Source organism: Pseudogracilibacillus auburnensis (assembly GCF_003201975.1).
Lineage (GTDB): Bacteria > Bacillota > Bacilli > Bacillales > Amphibacillaceae > Pseudogracilibacillus > Pseudogracilibacillus auburnensis.
Genome location: NZ_QJJQ01000021.1, coordinates 26,987 through 53,980, shown reverse-complemented (window position 1 = coordinate 53,980; position 26,994 = coordinate 26,987). Strand labels below are relative to the sequence as shown.

22 protein-coding genes are annotated in these 26,994 nt (G+C 35.5%); 1 reads left to right on the top strand and 21 read right to left on the bottom strand.

The annotated features are described in order from the left end of the window. Positions 1–7 precede the first annotated feature (7 nt). The 18 genes from DFR56_RS20475 to metG all read right to left on the bottom strand — a co-directional run bounded on the left by DFR56_RS20475 (position 8) and on the right by metG (position 23,201). The gene (locus DFR56_RS20475) at positions 8–1,609 is read right to left on the bottom strand and encodes a putative polysaccharide biosynthesis protein (RefSeq protein WP_110397320.1); all 1,602 of its coding nucleotides are present in this window, start codon (positions 1,607–1,609) and stop codon (positions 8–10) included. A 355-nt stretch (positions 1,610–1,964) separates the two neighbouring features. Beyond that, complete coding sequence (spoVT, locus tag DFR56_RS20470) at positions 1,965–2,501, bottom strand: stage V sporulation protein T (RefSeq protein ID WP_110397319.1); 537 nt, start codon at positions 2,499–2,501, stop codon at positions 1,965–1,967. Between the two features lie 599 nt (positions 2,502–3,100). Then, the gene (mfd, locus tag DFR56_RS20465; protein WP_110397318.1) at positions 3,101–6,646 is read right to left on the bottom strand and encodes a transcription-repair coupling factor; all 3,546 of its coding nucleotides are present in this window, start codon (positions 6,644–6,646) and stop codon (positions 3,101–3,103) included. A gap of 204 nt (positions 6,647–6,850) precedes the next feature. Further along, entirely contained in the window at positions 6,851–7,081 is a 231-nt protein-coding gene (gene fin / locus DFR56_RS20460; protein WP_110397317.1) for an anti-sigma-F factor Fin, read from the bottom strand. Between the two features lie 824 nt (positions 7,082–7,905). Continuing rightward, on the bottom strand, positions 7,906–8,466 hold the full coding sequence (gene pth, locus DFR56_RS20455) for an aminoacyl-tRNA hydrolase (protein ID WP_110397316.1): 561 nt from the start codon (positions 8,464–8,466) through the stop codon (positions 7,906–7,908). Positions 8,467–8,643: 177 nt separating this feature from the next. Continuing rightward, complete coding sequence (locus DFR56_RS20450; RefSeq protein ID WP_110397315.1) at positions 8,644–9,270, bottom strand: 50S ribosomal protein L25/general stress protein Ctc; 627 nt, start codon at positions 9,268–9,270, stop codon at positions 8,644–8,646. Between the two features lie 29 nt (positions 9,271–9,299). Further along, on the bottom strand, positions 9,300–10,253 hold the full coding sequence (locus DFR56_RS20445) for a ribose-phosphate diphosphokinase (protein WP_110397314.1): 954 nt from the start codon (positions 10,251–10,253) through the stop codon (positions 9,300–9,302). A 26-nt stretch (positions 10,254–10,279) separates the two neighbouring features. Next, positions 10,280–11,653 (bottom strand): bifunctional UDP-N-acetylglucosamine diphosphorylase/glucosamine-1-phosphate N-acetyltransferase GlmU, encoded by a 1,374-nt coding sequence (glmU, locus tag DFR56_RS20440; protein WP_110397313.1) that lies wholly within the window; start codon positions 11,651–11,653, stop codon positions 10,280–10,282. Between the two features lie 216 nt (positions 11,654–11,869). After that, on the bottom strand, positions 11,870–12,169 hold the full coding sequence (gene spoVG, locus DFR56_RS20435) for a septation regulator SpoVG (protein WP_110397312.1): 300 nt from the start codon (positions 12,167–12,169) through the stop codon (positions 11,870–11,872). Positions 12,170–12,287: 118 nt separating this feature from the next. Then, positions 12,288–13,097, bottom strand: a complete 810-nt coding sequence (gene purR, locus DFR56_RS20430) for a pur operon repressor (RefSeq protein ID WP_110397311.1) — start codon at positions 13,095–13,097, stop codon at positions 12,288–12,290. Positions 13,098–13,319: 222 nt separating this feature from the next. After that, positions 13,320–16,067, bottom strand: a complete 2,748-nt coding sequence (locus DFR56_RS20425; protein WP_110397310.1) for a UPF0182 family membrane protein — start codon at positions 16,065–16,067, stop codon at positions 13,320–13,322. A 153-nt stretch (positions 16,068–16,220) separates the two neighbouring features. After that, positions 16,221–16,403 (bottom strand): small, acid-soluble spore protein, alpha/beta type, encoded by a 183-nt coding sequence (locus DFR56_RS20420; protein ID WP_110397309.1) that lies wholly within the window; start codon positions 16,401–16,403, stop codon positions 16,221–16,223. A 155-nt stretch (positions 16,404–16,558) separates the two neighbouring features. After that, positions 16,559–16,804, bottom strand: a complete 246-nt coding sequence (locus DFR56_RS20415) for a Veg family protein (protein ID WP_110397341.1) — start codon at positions 16,802–16,804, stop codon at positions 16,559–16,561. 177 nt (positions 16,805–16,981) lie between these two features. Further along, positions 16,982–17,854 carry a 16S rRNA (adenine(1518)-N(6)/adenine(1519)-N(6))-dimethyltransferase RsmA gene (rsmA, locus tag DFR56_RS20410; protein ID WP_110397308.1) on the bottom strand — a complete coding sequence of 291 codons (873 nt, stop codon included), beginning with the start codon at positions 17,852–17,854 and terminating at the stop codon, positions 16,982–16,984. Between the two features lie 12 nt (positions 17,855–17,866). Continuing rightward, positions 17,867–18,412 (bottom strand): ribonuclease M5, encoded by a 546-nt coding sequence (rnmV, locus tag DFR56_RS20405; protein ID WP_110397307.1) that lies wholly within the window; start codon positions 18,410–18,412, stop codon positions 17,867–17,869. A gap of 189 nt (positions 18,413–18,601) precedes the next feature. After that, positions 18,602–19,858: a resuscitation-promoting factor gene (locus DFR56_RS20400; RefSeq protein ID WP_110397306.1), complete on the bottom strand. Its 1,257-nt coding sequence runs from the start codon at positions 19,856–19,858 to the stop codon at positions 18,602–18,604. A gap of 306 nt (positions 19,859–20,164) precedes the next feature. After that, the gene (locus DFR56_RS20395) at positions 20,165–20,932 is read right to left on the bottom strand and encodes a TatD family hydrolase (RefSeq protein WP_110397305.1); all 768 of its coding nucleotides are present in this window, start codon (positions 20,930–20,932) and stop codon (positions 20,165–20,167) included. Between the two features lie 325 nt (positions 20,933–21,257). Then, positions 21,258–23,201 (bottom strand): methionine--tRNA ligase, encoded by a 1,944-nt coding sequence (metG, locus tag DFR56_RS20390; protein ID WP_110397304.1) that lies wholly within the window; start codon positions 23,199–23,201, stop codon positions 21,258–21,260. Positions 23,202–24,249: 1,048 nt separating this feature from the next. Between metG and DFR56_RS20385 the strand changes: the two genes are divergently transcribed. Beyond that, positions 24,250–24,534, top strand: a complete 285-nt coding sequence (locus DFR56_RS20385) for a transition state genes transcriptional regulator AbrB (RefSeq protein ID WP_110397303.1) — start codon at positions 24,250–24,252, stop codon at positions 24,532–24,534. 422 nt (positions 24,535–24,956) lie between these two features. Here DFR56_RS20385 and rsmI read toward each other — a convergent pair whose 3' ends face one another. The 3 genes from rsmI to DFR56_RS20370 are packed head-to-tail and all read right to left on the bottom strand — an operon-like array spanning position 24,957 to position 26,824. Further along, positions 24,957–25,829 carry a 16S rRNA (cytidine(1402)-2'-O)-methyltransferase gene (rsmI, locus tag DFR56_RS20380; RefSeq protein ID WP_110397302.1) on the bottom strand — a complete coding sequence of 291 codons (873 nt, stop codon included), beginning with the start codon at positions 25,827–25,829 and terminating at the stop codon, positions 24,957–24,959. Continuing rightward, positions 25,807–26,094, bottom strand: coding sequence for a GIY-YIG nuclease family protein (locus DFR56_RS20375; RefSeq protein ID WP_110397301.1), 288 nt, complete (start codon positions 26,092–26,094; stop codon positions 25,807–25,809). Before DFR56_RS20375 ends, rsmI begins: the two co-directional genes overlap by 23 nt. Beyond that, entirely contained in the window at positions 26,084–26,824 is a 741-nt protein-coding gene (locus DFR56_RS20370) for a tRNA1(Val) (adenine(37)-N6)-methyltransferase (RefSeq protein WP_110397300.1), read from the bottom strand. Before DFR56_RS20370 ends, DFR56_RS20375 begins: the two co-directional genes overlap by 11 nt. Positions 26,825–26,994: the final 170 nt, after the last annotated feature.

Sequence of the window (26,994 nt, the reverse complement as noted above, 5' to 3'; positions counted from 1 at the left end):
AAAATAATTAATTTCCTTTCACAAACAATGCTTGTAAGCGTAAAAAAAGCCTTGAAAATGGTAAAGTACTTAATTGTTTTTCCGTAAAAACGTTATAACGTAATAATAAACATATATACAAAAGCGCCCCAGAAAAAACGACAAAACAAACATAAAATAGCAAGCTTACACGTGATAATTCTCCATAAAATGTACATAAGCCTTTTACACCCATAATATATAAAAACATGCCACCACTTGCAACAAAAAGCGCCTGCCATCTAATATGACGAAAAAAATAAATTGCTGGTACTTTTCGTTGTAATAGTAAGATACTTGCTATACATAAAACAAATAGACTACCGACCGTTGCTATCGCACTACCATAAATGCCCCAAAAAGGAACAAAGAGCTCGTTCAAAAGCCATTTTATAAGAAAAGTAACACTTATCCAGATGGCAGTCTGTTTCAAGTATCCGATACTTTGCAAAATAGCACATGTAGTTATCGTAATCGACGACAATAAAATAGCTATAACTAGAATTTGTAAACTACCTGTTCCATCATTGTTTGTAAACAATAATCTATTTGCCTCTGGTAAAAGGAGAATTAAACCAAGCGTCGCCCCAAAAGCAATGTAAAAACTAAATAATAGAGCTTCCCGAACAGATTGAATTGTTGACATGTTTGCTCGAATATTTTCGCGAACTACAGTTGGGATTATTGCAAGTGCAAAAGAAGAGCCAAATACAACACCAAACTGAATAAATGGTTGTCCGCGATCAAAGATACCTTTCGCTTCCATCGCTTCCATAGGGGATAATCCATATTCCATTAAATTTGGAACTAATGTAAACACATCTACAAACTGAATCATAATTAAAATCATATGGTTTAATGAACCAACAATCCCGAAAGATATACAAGTGAATATAAAATATTTCCATGGAATGTTTGTTTGGAAGGAAGGAACAACAATCATTTTTTTATGTTTTGGCATAAAGAAAATCATACATAATACTATCGCAACACCCATTCCAAGCATTGATGCCATAACACCAGCTTTGCCAATCATATAAATATCTAATTTTCCCATGAAAATATAGTAAGCAGCAGTAATAATAATGGAAACACGAATAACTTGTTCAATGATTTGGGAATAAGCTGTTTGGTGCATTTCTTCATTCCCTTGAAACACACCACGTAATAAAGCTAAAAATGGAATGAGGAGGAAAAGAAAAGCTGCCAATTGATATGTGCTTGTTAAATTTTCGTCCCCAATCCAAGTGGATATCAATGGGGATAGGAAAAAAATAATCATAAAAAAGATACTACTAATCACCAATAGTATGATAAATAACGGGATATAAAAATGACGAATTGTCAGCAAGTTGTTTTTTTGTTTCATTTCTGTCGTAAGTTTTGATATAGCGATAGGAAATCCATATAATGACAAAATCATCACTGTACCAATTAGCGGATAAACTTGTTGATATATATAAAATCCAAAATCACCTGTTAAGTTTTGCAAAGGAATTCTATAAGTTGCACTAACTATTTTACTAAGTAAACCTGCAATCGTTAATAAGAATGCCCCTTGTACAACTTTCTTCGTCTTATTTATTTCCATCGTAACGCCTACCCTGATTTTTTCAAAAAGCCTATAAAGTACCTATTATTATAACACAACCTACGTTTACATTTGCGAGTACCAGCAATAAACTTTGTACTAACACATCCTGATAAGCCAATCGGTAAGTCTTCTTTATCGTAGGAAGAAGCTTGGAATTTGCTACTGCTTTAGTTTGTCGCCAAAAACGTCATGTCCTGGGACTGTGCTAAATGCTCGTCCCACCGAAAACATTGTGCTTCGAAGCTAGACGCGAATAATATGGCAAATAAACTCTATTCACAAGTAGAACTAGAATTGCCTAGACAAAGAAAAAACAAGGCGTGTTGACTGCCTTGTTTTTTATATCCACCTATTACTCCATTTGTTTACCTAAAAAGTTAGATGCTGTTTCGGCTACTTTTTGTTCTACATTTGATAAAGCATCTCCGTTTTTTGACAATACTATGACCGACCCAATTGGATCACCATTCGCGATAATCACACTAATGACATATGAATCAATCTCATCTTCTTTTCCTCTAATTAGTTCAATCGTCGTTTTTTCCGTTTCTAACACATTTGAGCGGTTTTCAATGGCGTCCTCAATATGTGTGCCAATACTTTTATTTAAGTAATCTTTTTTCGAGTCTCCACTAACAGCTATGATTTCATCACGATCACAAATAAAAACAGGAAAATGAAGTGAGTCAAATAGTGCATCTGCATATTCTGTTGCAAAATGTCCCAATTCATTTATAGGTGAATATTTTTTTAAAATGACTTCACCTTCTCTTGCAACAAATATTTCTAACGGGTCACCTTCTCGAATACGGAGCGTACGTCTAATTTCTTTCGGTATGACTACTCTCCCTAGGTCATCAATACGTCGTACAATTCCTGTCGCTTTCATACAACAAACCTCACATTCTGTATAAACTTTTTTGATGATTCCCTTCACACTAAGAAATAGTTTGTCCTTGATAGTACATGTTCAAAAAGGAGGATAGAAGAAGACCTGCGCAGTTCAAGACAGCTTTGCTCCGACAACGGAGCGTATGCATTTTAATACGTAGCTAAAAAGCAAGCCAACATAGAAATACAAAGTGTCCTTTTTACCAAACTTTTTGAACATCCTCTAATAGTACTTCTTTTCATAAAGTGAAATTTACACCAATGTTGTTTTTAGTATGAATCAACTATGGAGAACTATACATTTGATAACCATATTTATTTTCCTTTAAACATTTGCATGTTTGCTGCTCCGTTTTTATTGCCAAATGAAGAAAGGTAAGCCGAAACTATCTGGAAATGGTTTTCTTCATAGCCTCGTAAATGAAATATACCCGCTTTTTTCTGCGACGAACAATGTTTATTTATTGCGACGAGTACTCGCAGTCCCACTTCAGCTTGCTCTTTCTAGCCGACCAAGAGTCTTCCATATTCCATTTGCTAGGTGGATACCATTCTTCTTTATTTTCTTTTCTTAAACCGATAATCCGTTTCCTTCAATCATTGTGCAGAGGTCTTTACTACATCTTCATGATCAACATTTTTAAGTTTTTCAATAAACTTCCCTACATAGGTATAACGTTCTGTATTTGATTCATTTCTCCATTTAAAAATCACTTTTAGCTTATTCCCAACTGTTCCTAATTGGACGTTTCTTCCAAAGTCATTCGCTAACTTAAATAGTTTAGAACCGTCGACTTGCTGACTCCGTGAATCTTCTACGATCATTTCCGTTCGATTTCCTTTTTCGGTAATTGCTTCTACACGCTCAACTTTTGCCACCATTTTTAAATATGAAGCTAAAAATAACTCTTCTACTTCTTTCGGATAATCTCCAAATCGATCAATCAATTCTTCTTTTAAATCATCCATTTCTTTTGTTGATTGGAAACTTTGGAAACGTTTATACATATCAATCTTTTGCTTTTCGTCTTCGATATATGTCTCAGGAATATAAGCGTCTACCAATAACGTTAATTCTGGATTAAACGGTTGTACAGCTTCCATAGGTTTCCCGGTTTTTCGTGAGTCGATTGCTTCTTTTAACATTTGTGAATACAAATCAAAACCGACAGAATCGATAAAGCCGTGCTGCTGGGCACCAAGTAAATTTCCAGCACCACGAATCGATAAGTCACGCATCGCAATTTTAAAGCCAGAACCGAGTTCCGTAAACTCTTTTATCGCTTGCAATCGTTTTTCGGCAACTTCTGTTAGCACCTTATCTTTACGATACGTAAAATACGCGTAAGCAATTCTGTTCGATCTGCCGACTCTACCACGTAACTGGTACAACTGACTTAATCCCATGCGATCAGCATCATAAACAATTAACGTATTTACATTCGGAATGTCTACACCTGTTTCGATAATTGTTGTACTCACTAAAACATCACTTTCTCCTTCTAAAAATCGAAACATGACATTTTCCAGTTCTGTTTCATTCATTCTACCATGAGCAAAAGTCACTCTAGCCGCTTCTACTAGTTGGTCAATTTCTTGTGCTACTTTTTCAATATTGTCAATACGGTTGTATAGAAGAAAGACTTGACCACCACGTGCTATTTCTCGTTCAATTGCTTCCCGAATAAATGCTGGATTATGTTCAATCACATACGTTTGAACAGGAAAGCGATTTTCAGGCGGGGTTTCAATAACAGACAAATCTCTAATTCCAAGCATCGACATATGAAGGGTACGCGGAATTGGGGTTGCAGTTAGCGTTAAAACATCCACATTTGTCTTTATTTGTTTAATTTTCTCTTTATGTTTCACTCCGAAACGCTGCTCTTCATCTACGACTAATAGTCCCAAATCCTTATAAACAACGTCATTTGTTAATAATCGATGGGTTCCAATTACGACATCGACTGTTCCATTCTTTAGTCCAGCGATTGTTTCATTTTGTTGTTTTCTCGTTCGAAAACGACTTAAAAGACCGATATTGATCGGATAGTCTTGGAATCTCTCCTGCATCGTTTGATAATGTTGTTGTGCTAAAATAGTTGTTGGTACCAATATAGCTGCTTGTTTCCCTTCAATGACAGCTTTAAAAATAGCTCGAATGGCTACTTCTGTTTTTCCGTAACCAACATCCCCACATAATAAACGATCCATCGGTCTAGATGCTTCCATGTCATGTTTAATTTCTTCTACACTCTTTAGTTGATCTTCCGTTTCTTGGTAAGCAAAAGCATGTTCAAATTCTTGTTGTAATTCTGTATCTTTTTCAAATGCATACCCTTTTTGTGCTTGTCTTTCTGCATATAGCTTAATTAATTCATCGGCAATATCTTCAACAGATGATTGAACCTTCCGTTTCACTTTCGCCCATTCTGTTCCCCCTAGTTTATATAGACGGGGTTCTTTTCCTTCAGAACCGACATACTTTTGCACTAAATCGATTTGATCGATGGGAACGTATAATTTATCATCTCCGGAATATTGGATCAACAAATAATCTTTATGCAATTTATTTACCTGTAATGTTTCAATCCCAATATATTTTCCAATCCCGTGATTCCGATGAACGACATAATCACCTATTTTTAATTCTTGATAGTTTTTAATCCGTTCTGCATTTGAGATGTTCTGACTTTTTCTCACCCTTGCCTGTTTCTTCTTAAATAATTCATTTTCGGTAACGATGGCAAGTTTATGCATCGGTAGCTCCATTCCACCACTAATATTTCCTACTGTAATAATCGGATTATTTAGAGGTAATTGAATAGAGTCTTTAATGGGTATTTCCATTCCGTAATCATGCAAAATCGATTGCACTTTCTCTGCACGATTTTCATTTACTGCTAAAATAATGACGGAAAATCCCGTTTTTTCCCAACGACCCAGTTCATTTTTAAACAATGGCATCTGTCCATGAAATTCTTGCATTGTCCGTGAGGCTAAATTCACAATATTTTCAGGTTGGGTGTTAGGAATATGCCGTAAAAAAACAGACATATATAATTTTTGTATAGCCATTTTTTCTCTTAAAGTAATCCAATCAAAAGAAAACGTTGAGTTAGGCACAATTTCTTGTTGATGAAGTAATGTTTTATAAAGTTCCGCTTCTTCGATATCTAACGTTTGTGCAGATTCTTGGATTCGGCTCATTTCATCAAAGATAATCAATCCGTTTTTCGGTAAATAGTCTAATAAACTACTAGGATTTTCATAGAAAAATTCACTGTACTTATACATTTCTTGAAACGGTTCAGCTCGACGTAATCGTTCAATATCATGCTCGATGCGATTCATCAACTTTTCTTTTTCATCCGATGATTTCATTTTCTTAAGTGTTAAGCCTAGCGATTGCTCTAACTTTTCTGCACCACGAATCATATCTTCTTTTTTTAACAGCAATTCCTTCGCTGGCCCAATGACTATTTCTGTAACCTTCTCTAAAGATCGTTGTGTATCAGCATCAAAGTAACGAATGGAGTCTATTTCATCATCGAACAACTCTACACGAACGGGATGTTTTTCAGTGACAGGGTAAATATCGATGATGCCACCACGTACACTAAATTCTGAGGGCGCAGTAACCATCTCTACCCGTTCATATCCCATATCAATTAAAGAAGTGATATAGCTTTCAATATGAATACTTTCACCATCAATAAGTGGTAATTGATGCATTTTCCAATAATTTGGGGGTGGAAGGATTCGCTTTAAAGCTGCGATTGGAGCAATCAAAATCCCTGAATTCCCACTCAACCATTTCGTTAATGAATTAATCCGTACTCCACGCATTCCAGGGCTAGCTACTGCCATTTCCGATGCAATCAGTTCATTAACAGGGTATAAATAAATGGAAGGGTTATTTGAAAATTCAATTAAGTCATCATATAGTTGCTGTGCATGAATTAGTTGATGTGTAACGATTAATGTCTTTTTCTGTTGCGCTTGATCAATAGTCGAAATAAACAAGCTGCGAGCTGTTCCGGACAAACCCGCTACGAGTTGTTCATTTAAGCCAGTAGATATACCATCAATAACTGATTGTATATCTTCCTTTTCTTTTAGAAAATGATAAATTCCTTTCATTATATGTAACCCCCATAATATATCCTATTCCCACTTTTATTTTCTAGTATTCATTCATCGTAAATTTCCTTCATGAGGAATTTATTCGTACATAAATATCGATATAATGCGTTCTAGTATTCAAGTTCCTTGCTTGCCTTGTATAAAGTAAGCGCAAAAATGCTTTGGTCATTAACCAAAGCGTTAAAGCGCGGGTTTCATCATTTATTGAAGAAAATACTCCAATTCATAATAATCTGGATGTTGGCTTAATGAGTCTTCACAATTCTCACAAATGGCATGGATATGAACATCCCCATTATCTTTATATTGAATCATTTTTTGCTTATCTTTAGCTGTTAGTTTATCCCAACCTAACATAGAAGTAGAAACAATTTGTTGTTCTAACATTCCAATTGTATGTCCACAATGTCTACACTTATAAATAATAGACATATCTGTCATCCTCCTCGGAACAAACTATTATTGTTAGTATTCAAAAAACTTAACAAATGATCATTTTTATCAAAAGTTTTTGAACAACCGTTATATAAAAGTTTATCCGAATGGATAAAATTTATTCAACATCTTTTCCATGGACCTTTACTCAAACTTTCGCACCAATAAAATGAGTTCAAACAATTCGCTTCGTTAAGCTACCATATAGATTTGTTACTTTTTACATACAAGATATAAACTGCTCAGTAACAGCTTGGTCCACCGCTACGGAAATACACTACGCTTTCCGTGGGCGGCTGTTGAGCCTCCTCACTCGCTTCGCTCGTTGCGGGGTCTCATCTAGGCCTATCCTCCCACAGGAGTCTCCGTGCATTTCCTTCGCTGGGATGGTATCCGATCTTATTATACTATTATGATGGTTGTTTGGAGCGGAGGATCATTGACTCCTGGGACTGCACTTCCGTTCGTCCCACCGTAAAGATTTGCGGGAAAAGCAAATGTTCTTCGATGGGACGAGTAAGCGCAGTCCCAGTCCCACGTGTCTTAAGACCCCGCAGGAAGTGGTTTTCTTCCGAGGAGGCTGAAGCCGTGCCCGCGGAAAGCAATGATCCCTAGTGGAAAACAACCTAGCAGCTACTGCGTAGTTTATTTCAAATGCGCGATCATAGCAACAAACTTAACAAAAAGAGCAGGTGAGCTTAGATGTAAACAGGCTGCTTAGAGCAAACAGTTTAATCCAAAGTCAACTTGAGCGCTGTACCTTCTCCCACTTCATTCTACCAAGGTTTTTTTGTCCATTTCACAACTCGGCGAAAGTTGAGTCATTTATTATATATATTCATCACTTCATTAAATGGTTTATCTAACCACGTTTCACATGCTTTGACAGATTGGTCAATTGTATGCGCTAAAGTTGCTGCTTCTTGCTTTAGAAAAGGCTGTAATACATAATTTACAATTGGTGCTCCGTTTGTTGGTCTACCTATTCCAATCCGTAACCGCTTAAAGTCTTTCGTGCCTAAATGTTCGATTAATGATCTGATCCCATTATGGCCACCGTGACCACCTTTTTCTCTAAGGCGAATTTTACCAACAGGGAGATCCAAATCATCATAGATCACTAACACATCTTCCACTTTCACTTTATAAAAGTCCAATAAAGGTCGAACACCTTCACCAGAAAGATTCATAAATGTTTGTGGCTTGATGAATAGCACTTTTTCTTGTTGAATAGTTTGGATTTCATACGTACATTTATATTTTGTTTTGTTTAAGTTAATAGAAAATCGCTTTACTAGTTCATCAATAACAATGAAACCTATATTATGGCGTGTTTTTTCATACTTTTTACCGGGATTACCCAGTCCAATGATACATTTCATAGTAACTGCCCCATTTATTTGTTTGTTTAAAGCCCATCCTTTTTCAATAGAAGAATCCCTCCTCATAAGAACAAAAGCAAATAGTCTTCTTATTAGGAGGGTTTTATGATGTGTCAAACCTTGCTTTCATTCATGCTCTTATGACAGTAAAAAGCAAGATAACTTTCCATCTACAACTTATTCTTCTTCGTCTTCTGCACCTACTAATTCAGGTTCTGCACTAAAGTCAACATCTTCTTCGGACTCCGTTTCAGATTCTGGAGGTAATACAACAGCAATCGTCGTTTCTGCATCATCAATAAGTTCATATTTGTCTGATACTGGGATGTCCGCAACAGAAATACTGTCACCGATTGCTAATTCAGAAATATCAACTGCAATTTCTTCCGGGATTTCTCTTGGTTTGGCTCGTACTTGTAATTCATATAAAGGCTGTTGTAAGATACCGCCATCCTTCACACCGACTGCATCCCCATCTAAACGAAGTGTAACAGCAACATCCATTTCTTCGGACATGTCAACGACGTAAAAGTCAACATGGATAACTTCCCCTTTCACAGGGTCAGTCTGATATTCGTGTAACATTACATCTACCGAATTACCATTTTCGATATCAAGCGAGATAATTGCGTTTCGCCCTTCATCGCGCACTGTTTTTAATAATTCGATATTTTCCACGCTTACTGTCTGTGGTTCTTTTTCCTTTCCATAAACAACTGCAGGAATAAACCCTTCTCGTCTAATTTGTTTCGTTGTTGCACGTGAAAAGTTATCACGCTTTTTTGCCTGTAAACTAATACCCATCTTTATTTCCTCCAAATAAATAATATTGTTTAATCAAATAAAATACTTACTGATTGGTCTTCATGTATCCGGATAATTGCTTCACCTATTAGTGGAGCTACTGATAATTGTGTAATTTTATCAATTTTCTTTTCCTCTGGAAGTTCAATTGTATTCGTTACAACTAGTTCCTTAATTTGAGAATTTTGGATTCTATCGATTGCAGGTCCAGACAATACTGGGTGAGTCGCACATGCATACACTTCTTTTGCACCTTTTTCAATCAGTGCATCTGCTGCAAGTTGCATTGTCCCAGCTGTATCGATTATATCATCGATGATAATCGCAGTTCTACCCTCAATATCTCCAATAATATTCATTACTTCTGCAACATTTGGTTTCGGTCTACGTTTATCGATAATACCGATTGGCGCTTTTAGACGATCCGCCATTCTTCTTGCTCGAATTACCCCACCATGATCTGGGGAAACGATAACGGGATCTTCTATGTTCTTCTCTTCTATATAGTCTGATAAAAGTGGCACACCTTGTAAATGATCGATTGGAATATCAAAGAACCCTTGAATTTGTGGTGCATGCAAGTCTAATGTTACTACCCTGTCTACACCTGTTGTTTCTAGTAAGTTCGCAACAAGTTTTGCTGTAATTGGTTCCCTTGAACGTGCTTTACGATCTTGCCTTGCATACCCATAATAAGGCATCACAATATTGATAGATGAGGCAGAAGCACGTTTAAGCGCATCAATTAAAATAAGTAATTCCATAATATTTTCATTTACAGGTTCAGATGTTGATTGAATAATGTAAACATCACAACCACGTACACTTTCCTCAATGTTGATTTGTGTTTCGCCGTCACTAAAAGTTGAAACGGTACATTTCCCTAAAGGAACGCCAATATGATTTGCAATTTCCTCGGCTAATTTTCGATTTGAATTTAAAGTGAACAGTTGCAGAAATTCATCATTATACCCCGATGACATGAATGAAGCCCTCCAGTAATTAATTATTATTTTTTACTTTTTAATTTTTTTGCATATCCTTCTTTAGTTGTTTGTCTCGCTCTTGCTATTGCTAGGGACTCTTCTGGAACATCATCTGTAATAGTAGATCCAGCCGCTATATATGCCCCTTGTTTAATCGTAACGGGTGCAATCAAATTCGAGTTGCAACCAATAAAGGTATCATCTTCTATTGTTGTTGTATGTTTATTTTTCCCATCATAATTTACTGTAATTGTACCGCAACCAATATTAATATTTTTCCCGAGTTGTGCGTCTCCGATATAGCTTAAATGTGGTACTTTTGAATGTTGATCAATCACAGATTTCTTGATTTCTACAAAATTACCTACTCTCACTTCATCTCCTATAGATGAATCAGGACGAATATGTGCAAATGGCCCGATATTTACCATATTACCTATTTTACTATCTCTAATTACACTTTGTCTAACGACGGTACCTTTTCCGATTGTACTATTTTCAATATCGGAATGAGGGCCAATGATGGCATTTTCCTCTATATGCGTTTCTCCCGCAAGTATCGTACCGGGGTAAATAGTAACATCTTGTTCGATAGTCACTTGTGGTCCGATATACGTATTATTTGGATCGGTGATCGTAACACCATTTTTTAAATGATATTCATTCACTCTTCTTTTCATCATATTTTCAGCATGTGATAAAGCTAGGCGGTCATTGATTCCAATTGTTTCCTCTTGGTTGTCTGTTATAAACCCACTTACTTTATCCCCGTCTTGTTTTAATATTTCAATCACATCTGTTAAATAATATTCTTGCTGCACATTATCATTTTTCACTCTTTTTAAAGCAGCAAATAATGCTTCATTATCAAAACAGTATGTTCCTGTATTTATTTCATTAACAAGTTTCTCTTTATCATCTGCATCTTTTTGCTCCACAATTCGTTCGACATCACCTGTCTCATTTCGAATGATTCGGCCATAGCCTGTTGGATCAGGCATTTTTGCCGTTAGGACAGTTGCCTTTGAATACGATTTTTCATGGTATTCAAAAAGTGCTTGAAACGTATCAGTTGTAATAAGCGGCGTATCCCCACAAACAACGATTGTTGTTCCACTTTTATCGTTTAACATTTCGTCAGCTTGCAAAACAGCATGTGCTGTACCGAGTTGTTCTTTTTGAATTACAAAATCACTATCTTTACCGATATTTGTTTTCACATCTTCGGCACCATGACCAACAATCGTAACAAGTTTCTCAATTGATGTTGGCTTTAGCGCCTCCATTACATAGCGAATCATTGGACGACCTAATATTGGATGAAGTACTTTACTTAATTTAGATTTCATTCTCGTACCTTGGCCAGCAGCCAAAATAATTGCGTAACGACTTTTCACGAAGTAACCCCCAATCCTTTAATCTCCATTATAAAATAATAACTGAAACTGATACTGAATTCAAATAATAAACCATTCTAACAGGAATCTGGACAGAGCTCTCACGCTTCTGATGTGAAAAAAATATGACTATCAACCTTGTTGGTCATAGAAAAAACTTTACTTAAAGACACCAAAAAAGACTAATTTTTAAAATTAGTCTTTTTATTATTTTTATTAAGATGCCCCTGCTTCTTCATACTGTAAAAAATTTGTTTCATTTACTTCTCTTGATTCATACTCTTTTAATACTGCTGTTTGAATTTTTTCGCGAGTTTTGGAATTAATTGGGTGAGCAATGTCTCTGAATTCTCCATCTGAAGTTCGTTTAGATGGCATCGCAACAAATAGCCCGTTGTTTCCATCAATTATTCTTACATCATGTACGACGAATTCATCATCAAATGTTATTGAAGCAATTGCCCGCATTTTTCCTTCTGCACTAACACGTCGTAATCGGACATCGGTTACTTCCACGTATTTTCACCACCTTTATGTTTTAAAGCTTGTTATACTAATTCAACATAAAATTAAAAAATCCTGCTAAATATTAAAATTTCTTTCAAAATTTAGTAGGATTTTATCTTTTTGTTATTTATTTTTGCAAAATACTCCCATATTTTACGTTAATGTCCTTGTTTTGTAGATTTGATACTTTAATTAAGGAGGTGTATTGTTCGATCATTCGCTCATTGTTATTGTCCTCCGCTTCAGCAAAGACACCGATCCCGACGACGGTCGCTTTAAACTCTTCTAATAAACTAATCATCCCTGTAACAGTTCCGCCTGCTTTCATAAAATCATCAATAATACAAACATTCATTCCTTCTTGTAAATTTCGTTTAGGAAGTACCATCGTCTGGATTCTTTGTGATCGTCCGGAAACATAGTTAATACTGACGGAAGATCCTTCGGTAACCCTCATGTTTCTCCGGATCACAACAACAGGTACATTTAAATAATCTGCTACCGCATAGGCTAGTGGAATTCCTTTCGTTTCAACCGTCACAACGGCGTCAATCTCTTTTTTGAAAAATGCGGAAACAAACACTTTACCAATCTGTCTGACAATACTTGGATCTCCTAACAAATCGCTCATATATAAATAACCACCCGGTAAAATTCGGGATGGATCTTCTAATTTTTCACAAAGGCTTTGAATAAATTGTATACTATTTTCATTTGTAAAATTCGGTATATATTTTGCCCCGCCTGCAGCTCCAGGAAACCTTTCCAATGAGCCAATTCCTTCATACTTTAACATTTCGTTAATAATATCTAAATCTTCACTAATAGATGATTTAGATGCATTATAACGTTCCGTAAAATAGGATAGTTGCACTAATTTTTGGGGGTTATTGACAAAAAAGTTAGTAAGCCCGACTAATCGATCACTACGTTTCATACATTCACCTCAAGAAGCCGAATATTTACCTTATAATATATCATTTTCATACGTGTTTCAGCAAGAAATACCTATGTTAGGCATGGTTGTACAATTAGGGAGATAAAAACGAGGCTACTCCATTTTATGGATAGCCCCATAGAAAAGTCGCAAAAATGATAGTTTATTTTTAAAGGAAGTAAAATACCTCCGACTATTTTCCACTTACCTATAATCTAATAATTAATTAACCTTTGCTAACGCTTCTTCCAATTGTTCCATAATCTCCCCAGCCTTTGCCCAATCGCCATCAGATAAAGCTTCCTGATATGCATCAAACAATCTGCCAATTTCAAGTAACGATTCTTCTGCATTCATGATTGGTGTATCCATCTCTTCTGTTTCCTCTGTTTCCTCTGTTTGCTGCTTATCGTCCGCAGGTTTTTTCGCTTTTGGCTTATCTGGATCAATATAGCTTAAAATTTTATCTAACGATTTTTCAAATGTTTCTTCCATCACGATATGATCCTCATATGCCATGATCACTTGTTTCACTTCAGGTAAAGAAGTTTCATTCGAAGACTCGATATATACTGGTTCAACGTACAGTACAGTATCTTCTATTGGAATGACAAGTAAATTACCACGAATAACTTCCGAACCACCTTGTGACCATAAATTTAACTGTTGGGAAATGACACTATCTTGGTTAATTCTATTTTCAATTTGTTGTGGTCCATAAATGTTTTTCTGTTTCGGGAAACGATAGACGAAAAGTTCACCATAATGTTCTCCATCATTACGGACGCCCATCCATGAAATCATATTTTGCCTTTTCTTCGGTGTATATGGCAACATTAAAATAAATTCTTCTTCATCGTACTCAGGTAATTTCATCGTAATATAATACGGATCCATTTCGATATCTTGATTGAAGTATTTTTCTGTTGGGAACTCCCAGAAATCTTCACGGTTATAAAATACTTCTAAATTAGACATATGATAGGTTCCATACATGGCTGTTTGTATTTTAAACATATCTACTGGATAACGGAAGTGTGCCCGTACATCATCTGGTATTTCCGCAGTAAACAGCTCAGGGAAAATATTTTGATACGTTTGAATTAATGGATCTTCTGGATCAACTATATAAAAATTCACTTCGCCTGAATACGCATCAATTACAACTTTTACAGAGTTTCTAACATAATTTTCATTTCCTCTAAATGCTTCCGAATATGGATATCGTTCCGCAATGACATATCCATCAATCATCCAAGCTAGCGTCCCATCATCACGGATAAAGATATAAGGATCATCATCATACGTAAAAAATGGGGCAATTTCGTTCACACGATCTTTGATATTTCGGATTTGGAGCAATTGACTTTCATTCGTTAATTGATCTGACACTAGTAAACGAATCGAACCCTCTTTCATAGCGAATAATAATCGATTTAATCCTTGTAAAGGGATACCGAGCTTTTCCTCATAACGATTTGTCGCATTTTCATCTCCTGTTGGATAATCAAACTCATCCACTTTCGTATTAACGATTACATTTGGATAAGGTTCTTCACCGAAATAAATCTGTGGTCTTGTGACATCAATAACTCCTTCTATCGGAATATTTCTCATCATATACTCTGGTTGACCTTGACTTGTTACTTTATTCACGTGGCTCATCGCAATTCCATATCCATGAGTATAACGCAAATTTTTATTTACCCATGTTTGGGCTTGATCAGGTAAATCGGCTGTACTTAGTTCACGGGCGCCAATAAATACTTGTTCATACTCACCATCAATTTCATAACGATCAATATCCATATCATTAAACTTATAATAGGTTCTAAATGTTTGTAGCTGATTATAAATATCCAATAAAGGTCGCGAATCATTTAGTCGGATATTATCTAATGTAAGTTGATTTCGTTCTACCATTTCCTCGGTTAACGTTGCATCACCAGGATTTTCTTTATGCTCAATGTCGTCGAGGTCATATGCTGCTCTTGTGAATTGTAAATTATGCTCCAAAAAAGGCTTTTCTTTTGAAAACTCATTTGGAGAAACGACGAAGTTTTGGACAACGATAGAAGCAACCTGACCTAGAACGAGAAAAACAGCATAAATGATTAACGCTTTTATACTCGATGAAATTTTCCCTCGAAATAAAGCGATCATAATCCATATTGCCATTCCAATCGCTACGGCGGCTAGTACATATGATTTGGGAACATTGATTAATTTATCTGTATAACTTAGTCCGTGAACAACACTTTTTTGAAATAAGTTGACTTGGTCTGTAAGTAATGTATTATATTTTCCTAATAAATGAATTCCAGCTAAAAGGATTCCTATTAGTCCAAGCGTCGTTGCTAAATGAATTTGAGCATGACGACTCATTCGATACATATGAAACACGGAGTATGCACCGATTTGAACGAGTAGGAAAAAGATAAATAAATTAAGTAGTGTGTACAAAATGAATTGAATAAACGGTAGCTCAAAAATATAAAAAGCAACATCCATATTAAAATAAGGGTCAACTTTACCAAAAGTCTCATGGTTCATAAATTTTAATGCCGGTTCCCATCCAATCCCTTGTACTATTAAACTACCAATAACTCCTACAAACACGGATGACAGAATAAGAATTGGGTATGCTTGTTTCGGTTTTGTCATGACATCTGGTAATTGCGCATGACTAAAATGGTTCATATAACTTTTTCGAATCCAAAAGATGGTCAAAAATGTGAGGACAAAAAAGAGAACAAACCCTGAAACTCCCAATAAAATTTTACTATATAAAATGGTCGTATAAACGTTACCAAATCCTAATGAATCCATCCATATAAAACTGGTTAAAAACTTAAATGCAATGTATGAAATAACAATGATAGCAACAACAATTATTGTAAAAGTAGAAAACCGTTTACCTATTTTTTGCAGACGTTCGGTTTGCTTTTGTGTAAACTTATTATCATTCATTTTATTCCCCCTTACCAATTATGATAACAGACAACCGAACTTTTTTTCAGTAATTTATATTATCTTTATTTATTTTTGGAAAGATAGCGAGCCAAGATATGACTGTTCATACTATTTAAGCGGATCAATAAACCCAAAAAAAAGCAAATCCATTTAGGATTTGCCTTTTTTTTGCATATTTTCTTCTGCCATTTCGATTGCACGTTTTACCATATTACCTGCGTCTCGGGCTCTTATTCCGCCCCATCCCTCTTTTTTCACTGTGTCGTAAAACCCTAGCTCCTTGGCAATTTCTTCTTTCAATTGGTCTGACATAACTCCTCGCCGTCTACCCATGAAAGACATCTCCTTTCTGCCTGAGAATTGTTACGACATTAGTATGTTATGCACAAAGCGCCGATTCACTCATGTCAATTTTTGCATAAAAAAAGGTACATTACATTTTTAGACGTTATCCTATATAATAAATAAAAGTAGTAAACGATCGTTTACTACTCGGTTGCTGCCTTACCTCTATCATCTACAAAGTTAATTTCAACTGCTTCTGTTAATACATCAGCATAACTGTATGATACACGTTCAAATGCGTTTTCATCTTTGTCTAGTTCTACAACAAAAACAGAAGGATATGTCTCCGATAAAACTCCTGACCTGATAACTGTTTTACGTCGACCACCATTAGCGGTTAACTTTAAACGTTTACCAATTTGCCCTTCAAGACCCTTTTTTATTTCCATTAATGTTTTCACTAGGACTCCACCTCACTATAATATATCATACCATAAGCTTGTATAACAGTCAAATAAAACATATAATTATATCAATATTCCATTCATAAAGTCAACCACTTTCTAAAAGTTTCTTAAAAATGTTTTATTTGACTATACGGATAAGCAAGCGTTAAAAAACATAACTTAACGGTCAAATGCATTTGATAACGCAGCAAATTCATGGATAGAAAGTGATTCACCACGTCTTGATCCTTCAATTTGGGCGCTCGATAAAAACTCGTTTATCTCTCCTTTGTCATAGGTTTGTTTAAAAAAGCTAACTAAATTATTTCGTATCGTCTTACGTCTATGGGTAAAACTTGCTTGAACAATCGTAAAGAATTGTTCTTCATTCGCTACTTTTACTAAAGGTTCTTTTCTTCTTACAAGCTTTAATACACTTGAAGTAACATTCGGTTGAGGAATAAATACTGTTTTCGGAACCTCCATGACAACTTGCGCCTCTGTATAATATTGAACGGCAATAGATAATGAACCATATGCTTTCGTATTTGGAAGAGCCGCCATTCGATCAGCAACTTCTTTTTGTAACATAACTGTAATACTTTCTATTGGTGTTTCTTGTTGTAAAACATTCATTAAAATGGGGGTCGTAATATAATAAGGTAAATTGGCAACGATATGTATATGTAGATCTGGTGTGAAATGTTTTTTAATTTCTTGTTGTATGTTCGCTTTGAGTATATCTTCATTTATAATCGTTACATTACTAAACGAAGATAAGGTATCGGATAAGATCGGTAATAATCGTCTGTCAATTTCAAACGCAATGACCTTTTTTGCATGTATGGCCAATTGTTCGGTCAATGACCCAATCCCGGGACCAATTTCAATAACTCCAGAAGTTTTGTCTATTCCGGCAGATGATATGATGTTTTTTAATATATTGGCATCAATGATAAAATTTTGACCTAAACTTTTTTTAAAAGAAAAACCATATTGATGTAAAATTTGCTTTGTACGCTTTGGGGTTGCAATAAAATCAGTAAATGTCATCTTGTCCTCCTATCATAGTATATGCTTCATTGCTAAATCTAATTCATTTTTTGAAATTTGGAACATATGTAAACGATTTAATAATTGTTTTCCATTTGTATAACCTATATGTAGTATACTGCCTAATTGTTCCCTTTTCATTTTTGCATCTAGACCACCAATCAACCCATATGTGAGTAAATCACGCTGTGTAATATCGCTCTCTATACCTTCAGTTAATTCATAAACATGATGTAGCGCCTGTTTAATTGCTTGTACAGAAGCATGTTCAATTCCAATACTTTTCTTGATGGAAGATGATTTCGCCTCACTACTTGATAAAAAGGCATGTTTACATCCCGGGACTTCCTGATTAATAATGTGCCGAATTCTTTCACCTGGAAAATCTGGATCTGTAAAAATAATAACCCCACGTTTTCGTTTAGCATGTTTTATTAATTGTAGCGTCTCTTTGTTTATTGCAGAACCATTCGTTTCAATTGTATCGGCTTGAACAGCTTGTTTTACTTTTATCGTATCACTTTTTCCTTCTACAACGATAATTTCTTTCATTTTCATGTACGTTTCCTCTTTCAATTACATATTTTCTCTATTATATCTTTTCCAAAAACAAAAGAGCAAGCGCTCGTCTCTTTCCAGAACTACCGGGTCGAGGAAGTGTATATATTTTATGATGAAATTTCCAAGCAGTAAAAGAAATGCCCTTGCCACTATTAATGACAAGAGCATTTTACCTTTTCGCTTTTATTAATCTAAAATTTTTACTGTAACTGTTCTACGTCCCCAATTACTCGCAGCATGTGCCTCAGATGAAACGAGAACGTCAATTTTATTTCCTTTAATTGCTCCACCTGTATCACCAGCGATAGCCTCTCCATACCCCTCAACCCATACTCTCGTTCCAAGTGGAATGACACTAGGGTCAACAGCTACTACTTTCGGTGTTGGCGATGCTTTTAAATTAATACCGTATGCCGAAGTTCCTGAACATCCTTTACAATCTGGCCCATAAGCTGTGGCTTCCATTGTAAATACTTTTCCGTCACTTGCCGGTTCTGATGAATTAGATGAATTCGACTCATTTGCAGTAGAACTTTTGCTTGCTGTTGTGTTGTTGTTTGTATTTGAAACAACTTTGTTTTGTTCTTCCTTTGTTCCGATCGCAATCACTTTGTTTTTACTTTCTTTGATTACGTCCTCTGCAATGACTTCACGGTCAACTTCTTTTCCGTTTTCTAATGTTATTTCATATGTTTTAAGTATTTCTCCTTCTTCACCTTCAGAAATAGTACGAGTTGTACCTTTCTTTAAAGAAGAATCATCTTCTTCTTCTGTTTGAAAAGGAATTCTTTCCGTTATATCTTCTTTTTTCTTTTCAACGTGGATAATAGACACTTTCGTATCTTCGCTTACCTTTTCATCAAGATTAGGCTCGATTTTATCCTGTTTTGCGAATGTTATGTCATTTCTCTGTAATAATTGTTTAACTGTCCCGCCAGTAGTCCATAGTTCTGTTTCCTCTCCACCATCATCTACTACAACTGGGAATGCAGTCGTTATTTCGATTTCTAGATCGTCTTCTAAAACTTCTATATTGTTATGTGATATTTCGTCATGTTCTGAGAATGTTAAGCCCTCTTCTTGGAAAAACTGCCCAACTGTTACAGCAGTTGTATGATATTCTTCCGTTTTTCCGTCGATAGTTAATAGAATCTTATTTGCTGTTTCAAATTGGATTTTCATCCCATCGACTATTTTAGCATTTTCTCCATGGGATAGTGCATCGTGTTTCCCAACATCGATGCCCAAATCTTCAAGCAGTTCACCGACAGTGGTTATATGAGTTTTGACCGTTTGGACGTCTCCATCTGCCGCAATAACTACTTCCGCTTTGGTTGCATCAAATATTACCCACGTTGAAAATAGGGTAACCACTACTGCCGTTAGTACGGAATACCCGGACTTTGTTTTAACAGCTAGTAACGGTTTTAGTAATTTTTGCATTTTATAGCCTCCTCATTTCGTTACCAATTATATTGACATTTAAGAATCAAGTCAAAATCAGTACGGTTACGAATACTTTACAAATCCATTACATGGAAATAGTATTTTCTGAATACTGTGAATGTAAGCGCGGTACATACTTATTACTCATTTCTACTTTCACTCCTATGCTTTTTGACATACAAATGTAATATCCGGATAAGTAAATTCGTCTATGAAACTATGCATCTATCAATTTTTGTAAATAAAAAAGCCTAGCACCATGCTAAGCTCAGAAGTAGTATTATCCATTATGACCATATTTGTTTATTTTATACCAAAAAATTTCAAGGCATTGTGTGTAGTAATTTGGCAAATTTCTTCATATTCCATGTTCTTTAGTTCTGCAATCTGTTTTGCAACGAATGTGACATATGCTGGTTCATTTCTTTTTCCACGATTAGGGTGAGGGGCTAAATAGGGCGCATCTGTTTCAATTAATAAACGATCTAAAGGGGCTACTTTAGCTACCTCTTTTAATTCCTTTGCATTTTTAAAGGTTACGGGGCCACCTAATGAAATATAAAAATTCAATTGTAAACAATCTTGCATTTCAGAAACAGATCCACTAAAACAATGCATAATTCCGCCAACCGTTTGTGCATCTTCTTCTTGTAAGATAGCTATCACATCTGAAGTCGCTTCACGATTATGAATAATGATGGGCTTATGCATTTTCTTTGCGAGCCGAATTTGTTTACGGAACACTTCTTCTTGGATCTCTTTCGGTGATGTATCCCAATGATAATCCAGACCCATTTCCCCTAGCGCGACTACTTTAGGATGGCTACTCAATTCTTCTAGCCACTTTAAATGCTCTTCCTTATAATGAATCGCATCGACCGGATGCCAGCCAACCGCCGCATATATTGATTCGTATTGTTCAGCAATTTCGATTGCAATTGGTATTGTCTCCTCGTCAAAGCCAACGACGACCATTCGATTTACTCCAGCTTCAAATGCACGCTCAATGACTTCATGACGATCTTCTGCAAACTGCCTCGCATTTAAATGAACATGTGTATCAAATAACATCCTACCAACCTCCAATAACTTTAAAGCGAAAGACTATTTTCATACATGTTGTGCTAAGAAGCTCTTAGCCGTATACAATTTACTTTTCGATGACGCTTCTTGAATACTCGAACGTCGATGTTTATTGCGCCGGGCAATCGTAATCCCAAAGTGTCGATGACGTCACATCCTTTTACAACGATGGAGGGAGGAAAGTACAGCCTGATCAGGAGTGTATACGGGCTGCTTCACGTATCTTATTTACGAAAAATCAACATAATGTAGGAAACAGAAAAAGAAAAAAACGGTCGCCCTCTATCGATAGAGTTTGACCTTTTTTCCATTATTATTCAACAACTGATCCGTTCGGTAAGGACTCTTCTACCGTGGCAAGCGATAATTTTCCGTCAGGTCCTTCACCAGATAAAATCATTCCTTCTGACATTTCGCCTCTTAATTTAACAGGTTTTAAATTAATGACACAAATTACTTTTTTACCAACTAATTCATTAGCATCGTAATGTTGGGCGATTCCTGAAATAATTTGGCGTTTTTCTGATCCAATATCGACTTGTAGCTTTAACAATTTATCGGCATTTTTCATTTTCTCAGCTTTTAAAATTTCAGCGACACGAAAATCAAGCTTCATAAAATCGTCATACACGATTTCTGCTTTGCCTTCTACCTTCTTTTCCTCTACAACGGTGGACTTCATCATACTTTTGATTGCTTGTACTTCTTCTTCCATATCTAAACGAGGGAAAATCGGCTCTCCTTTTACCGTTTTTGTTCCTGCAGCAATTTTCCCTTGCTCGTATATACTATCCCACTCTGTTAAGGAAGTATCTTCCACTCCAAGTTGTTTAAAGATTTCTTCAGGTGCTTCTGTTAAGAAAGGCTTAAGCATCACAGCAATCACTCGTAGTGATTCCACTAAATGTGCCATTACATTACCTAAACGATCACGTTTCTCTTCTGTTTTTGCCAAAACCCATGGTTCTGTTTCATCAATATATTTATTCGTTCTACTAACTAATTGCCATATGGATGATAAAGCAACCGAGAATTGCATTTCTTCCATCGCATGTTCTACATTTTTTATTGTTTCTTTTATAAATGTTTCTAAACCTTCATCTTCTTTTTCTTCAGCAAAGCGATATGCTGCTATTTCTCCGTCAAAGTATTTACCAATCATTGCAACTGTTCGATTTAATAAGTTTCCTAAATCATTTGCTAAATCATAATTTACCCTTTCAACGAACCCTTCTGGAGTAAAGACACCATCTGAGCCAAAAGGAACTTCGCGTAATAAATAATAACGAAGTGCATCTAATCCATAGCGGTTAATTAATGTATAAGGATCGATGACATTCCCTTTTGATTTTGACATTTTACCATCTTTCATCAAAATCCATCCATGAGCAAATACTTTTTTAGGAAGCGGTAGATCTAATGCCATTAAAATGATCGGCCAATAGATCGTATGGAAACGAACAATTTCCTTCGCCATAATATGCACATCTGCTGGCCAATACTTTTTAAACTTTTCATCATTTTCCGTTCCGTACCCTAGCGCAGTAATATAATTAGTTAACGCATCGATCCATACATAAATGACATGTTTTGGATTTCCCGGAACCTTAATTCCCCAGTCAAAAGTAGTACGAGAAACAGCTAAATCTTCTAAGCCAGGTTTAATAAAATTATTTAACATTTCATTTTTACGACTTTCTGGTTGGATAAACTCTGGATGATCTTCATAATATTGAACAAGACGATCCGCATATTTACTCATTTTAAAAAAGTATGATTCTTCTTTTACTTTTTCGACCTTTTTTCCACAGTCAGGACAACAACCTTCATTTAGTTGTAAATCCGTAAAGAACGACTCACACGAAATACAATACCATCCTTCATATTCGTCTAAATAAATATCTCCCTGTTCTACTAATTGGGCAAATATTTTTTCTACAATTACTTTATGTCTTTCCTCTGTCGTTCGAATAAAATCATCGTTCGTGATTTTTAGCTTCTTCCATAATAGTTGAATCGTTTCTACGATCCCGTCTAAATATTGCTGTGGACTTAAACCTTGCTCAGCAGCTGCCTTTTGGATCTTTTGCCCATGTTCATCCGTACCAGTCAAATACATTACGTCATAACCGCGCATTCTTTTATACCGAGCAATCGCATCTCCAGCTACTGTTGAATAGGCATGTCCAATATGTAAATTACCGCTCGGATAATATATTGGTGTCGTTAAATAGAACGTTTTTTTATTTTCTGACATTTTCATATCTCCTCTTTTTGAAAACTAAGTTTATCGCCAAATAGTAAATAGCGAAAGCTTTAGTTGCACTTATGCAGGAAGAAAGTCTACAACTTTCATCTCAGCTAAGTGACAAAAATACTATCGTGTATGAATATATCTATTGTATAGATTTTTTCACGAATAATAAAGTATATACATGAGACAATCTCATAAATAGTATATTGGGTGATTTATCCGAATAATCACATTTACTTTATAACCAATTACTTGAAAATAAAAATACTAAACATGTCGCTTGTAACAGAGGCGACTCCTAATAAAATAGCATAAGAGGGAATCCAGACTAAGTGTGCCACGTCCCGGGACGTCGATTACGTCCTACCACAAAGATTTGCACGAGCACGACCTGAGACGGCAATCAATCTCGTCCTATCGAAGGTCTTTGCGACTGCGATTACTACGCAATAAATTATACTTCGGAGTCCCACAGCAAGCAAAGGTGAGTAAGGCGGCTCACGCAGGCCTTAAGAAAGCGTTCGCCTTTAGTAGAAAGCAACTGTTTTCAATATATTGTTCGGATTATTCCCTAACTATTTGAAGGATGAAAATTGATTTCCATGTATAATTAAAGTAGTGTAACTTAATAGTAAATAACACATTATGTGAAATTTCAAATTGTACTTATCTAGTAAAAACACGCATTACATATGTGCTAATCTATATCATTTGTATTTAACTAGCTTCCCATTTTCTAAACAATATTTGCCAAATTGTAAGTATACCATGACTTATTTTCAAAATTAATATATAATTGTAGTATAATGTCGACAATGTCACTTTTTACATAAACTTTGTGCAAATAAATGTTTACAATCTTGAAAATTTGTTACTTTATTTGGAAATTTTTTAGTAGTTTAAAGTTATTTACATTATTTTCAGAGATTGCTACAATAATACTGTACATTTTTTGTCGAATTATACATTTTTATACATTTACTCTTCGTGTATAATAGAGTGAGTATAATGTATACTTATTTATTTTTTGAAAGGAGATCGGAAATTCATTATGAAATCTACTGGTATGGTTAGAAAAGTGGATGAGCTAGGTAGGGTTGTTATACCAATTGAACTAAGACGATCATTAGGTATTAAGGAAAAAGATGCCATTGAAATTTATGTCGATGGAGATCAAATTGTCTTAAAAAAATATGTACCTAATATGGCTTGTCATATTACTGGCGAAAATACAAACGATAACATTGCTTTAGCAAATGGCAAAATTGTATTGAGTCCAGAAGGTGCAAAAGCTTTAGTCAATGAAATTCAAAAAAACTTTGGTTTAAATAATTAATCTTGTAACACGAAAACAGAGCGAATATGTAAACAATTTATAGATTTTTCGTGAAATTTTTTATCGAATAAATAGATCGATATAATAATAGAATATTTCAATATACATTGTTCTGTTCCTTCCATTTTTAAAAAATGCTTGCATCCATCAAGTAATAAAGTACCCCTACTTGTTAGATTTTATCTAACTAGAAAGATGCTGTTTACTAATAGATGCGAGCGTTTTTTTTTGCTTGCTTGAAATGATCATTTGGATCTACTTGTTCATAAAAATTATTTGCGAAGTGAGCTTCATCTAGCTTAGACGCACAGTGTTCTTTGCATGGAGTAATCGCAAATGCAAAGATTTTCGATGGGTCGAGATTGATTGCAGTCCCAAGACGTCGCGTTTTGAACCTGTAAGGGTGCTTGCGCTTTTGTTCCCTATTTTTTCACATGTATTTGTCGATAGATATCCCTCTTTGTCATGCTACGATCGATCGCCACTTGTTTCATTGCTTCTTTATGGGATAGATGATCCTGTTGTTCATAATGTAAAACATGTTCAGGAATCGTCAAGGAAGCCCACCACAATGTGTCTGTTTCTTCCTCTTCCTTATTTCCTTCGACGATGATACAACACTCTCCTTTTACGACATCTTTCTCCATCCAATCAAGCACTTCTTCTACATTTCCTCGGATTATTTGCTCATATATTTTTGTTATTTCCCGGGCGATAACAATTTGTCGATTCCCGAGCCGTTTTGAGATCATTCGTAAAGTGTCTTTCAATCGATAGGGGGATTCATAAAAGATTAATGTCGCCGTCAACCCCTTCAAACGAGTAAGCTCTGCTTCCTTCTCTTGTTTTTTGCGAGGCAAAAACCCGTGAAATAAAAATTCCGACGTAGACAATCCGGAACCAACTAAAGCGCATAATGCAGCATTTGCACCAGGTAGTACCACTACATTTATTTCCCGATCAATTGCCTCTCGCACTAAATCAAAGCCTGGATCTGAGATTGCCGGCATTCCTGCATCACTAACAATGGCAATTTCCTTCCCATTTAATAATCTTTCCATTATTTGATTTGCTCTCTCTATTTTATTATGTTCGTGATAGCTTACTAATTGATTTTTAATTTCAAAATGAGTTAATAATTTCTTTGTGTGCCGTGTGTCTTCGGCCGCAATAAGATCAACTTTTTTTAACGTATGAATAGCCCGAAATGTAATATCTTCCAAATTACCGATTGGCGTTGGAACGACGTAGAGTGTTCCTTGCTCTTTATTTTCATAGCTTTTTTGAATTTGCATGATAGATCTTCCCTTTTTCCTCTTTAATTAGAGTTAACTTTTCATGGCGTTGTAATTTTTTTATTTCATATTCTCTGCTTAAGGCTGCTTCTTTCGTTGCTAGCATTTCTTGATACATAACGGTAAATGGTCCCCGTCCTCTCGTATACTTTGCACCTTTTCCACTTTCATGCATTTTTAGTCGTCTTTCCATATTTGTTGTGTAACCAGTATATAATGTGTCATCCTTACATTTTAATATGTAGACAAGATGGTTATTTTCCATAAATAATTTCCCTCGCTTTTTTCGTATACGTTCCGTCATCATTATAAATATACAATGGAGGTAAAATTTTAAGTCCTGGTTTTCCATCACGGATGCCTTCGATTAATAGAGTATTTGCTTCATTTGCCATTTTCGAATAGACAAATTGAACACGTTTTGGTTCGATCCTATATTTACGAAAAAGGGTAATCATGTCAACAAGTCTTTCTGGTCGATGCACAATCGACACTTTCCCACCGGGCTTTACATACAGCTTACATGCTTTTACCACATCTTCTAATGTACAACATACTTCATGTCTTGCAATGGTTAAAAATTCATTTTGATTATGCTCCGTCTTTTGCGGTGTCGTAAAATAAGGCGGATTACATGTAACAACCTCATAATTACTTTGCTTTAAATTTGGTTGCTCCTCTTTCAAGTCGCCTTCAACAATGTTTATTCTTTCTTGTAAATCATTTAATAATACACTTCTTCTCGCCATATTTACAAGCCTACTTTGGATTTCTAAACCGACAATTTGCCCTTTCGTTTTTTGCGATAATAAGAAGGGGATAACTCCATTCCCTGTACATAAATCTAAAATATTTCCTTTATTAATAGGAACATATGTAAAGTATGCAAGTAAAACTGCATCTAGGGAATAAGAAAAGATTGTTGGACTTTGGATAATCTGGATCTTTTCATTAGAAATTAAATAATCTATTCTTTCATCATCATAAAGTTTCATACATTAAATCCTCCACTTTAAAAAACTTCACATACGTTTAAGAAAACACACTGATCGACAAGCTGCGAGGGCCGACAGAGGGGATGTTGCGCTTACGACGCACAAGACGTGCTAGTGCAAATCTTTACGTTGGGACGAGTAATCGCCGTCCACGTGTTAATTACAACCGT

Bases quoted from the DNA above. Each gene is read 5' to 3' on its own strand.
- DFR56_RS20370 (WP_110397300.1), bottom strand. From the start codon at position 26,824: ATGAAACTTTATGATGATGAAAGAATAGATTATTTAATTTCTAATGAA.
- rsmI (WP_110397302.1), bottom strand. From the start codon at position 25,829: ATGCAAATTCAAAAAAGCTATGAAAATAAAGAGCAAGGAACACTCTAC.
- DFR56_RS20400 (WP_110397306.1), bottom strand. From the start codon at position 19,858: ATGCAAAAATTACTAAAACCGTTACTAGCTGTTAAAACAAAGTCCGGG.
- DFR56_RS20385 (WP_110397303.1), top strand. From the start codon at position 24,250: ATGAAATCTACTGGTATGGTTAGAAAAGTGGATGAGCTAGGTAGGGTT.
- purR (WP_110397311.1), bottom strand. From the start codon at position 13,097: ATGAAACGTAGTGATCGATTAGTCGGGCTTACTAACTTTTTTGTCAAT.
- DFR56_RS20425 (WP_110397310.1), bottom strand. From the start codon at position 16,067: ATGAATGATAATAAGTTTACACAAAAGCAAACCGAACGTCTGCAAAAA.
- fin (WP_110397317.1), bottom strand. From the start codon at position 7,081: ATGTCTATTATTTATAAGTGTAGACATTGTGGACATACAATTGGAATG.
- metG (WP_110397304.1), bottom strand. From the start codon at position 23,201: ATGTCAGAAAATAAAAAAACGTTCTATTTAACGACACCAATATATTAT.
- DFR56_RS20475 (WP_110397320.1), bottom strand. From the start codon at position 1,609: ATGGAAATAAATAAGACGAAGAAAGTTGTACAAGGGGCATTCTTATTA.
- mfd (WP_110397318.1), bottom strand. From the start codon at position 6,646: ATGAAAGGAATTTATCATTTTCTAAAAGAAAAGGAAGATATACAATCA.
- spoVT (WP_110397319.1), bottom strand. From the start codon at position 2,501: ATGAAAGCGACAGGAATTGTACGACGTATTGATGACCTAGGGAGAGTA.
- DFR56_RS20375 (WP_110397301.1), bottom strand. From the start codon at position 26,094: ATGGAAAATAACCATCTTGTCTACATATTAAAATGTAAGGATGACACA.
- DFR56_RS20445 (WP_110397314.1), bottom strand. From the start codon at position 10,253: ATGTCATCGGGGTATAATGATGAATTTCTGCAACTGTTCACTTTAAAT.
- DFR56_RS20415 (WP_110397341.1), bottom strand. From the start codon at position 16,804: ATGGAAATAAAAAAGGGTCTTGAAGGGCAAATTGGTAAACGTTTAAAG.
- DFR56_RS20420 (WP_110397309.1), bottom strand. From the start codon at position 16,403: ATGGGTAGACGGCGAGGAGTTATGTCAGACCAATTGAAAGAAGAAATT.
- rsmA (WP_110397308.1), bottom strand. From the start codon at position 17,854: ATGACATTTACTGATTTTATTGCAACCCCAAAGCGTACAAAGCAAATT.
- rnmV (WP_110397307.1), bottom strand. From the start codon at position 18,412: ATGAAAATGAAAGAAATTATCGTTGTAGAAGGAAAAAGTGATACGATA.
- DFR56_RS20395 (WP_110397305.1), bottom strand. From the start codon at position 20,932: ATGTTATTTGATACACATGTTCATTTAAATGCGAGGCAGTTTGCAGAA.
- DFR56_RS20450 (WP_110397315.1), bottom strand. From the start codon at position 9,270: ATGGGTATTAGTTTACAGGCAAAAAAGCGTGATAACTTTTCACGTGCA.
- pth (WP_110397316.1), bottom strand. From the start codon at position 8,466: ATGAAATGTATCATTGGACTGGGTAATCCCGGTAAAAAGTATGAAAAA.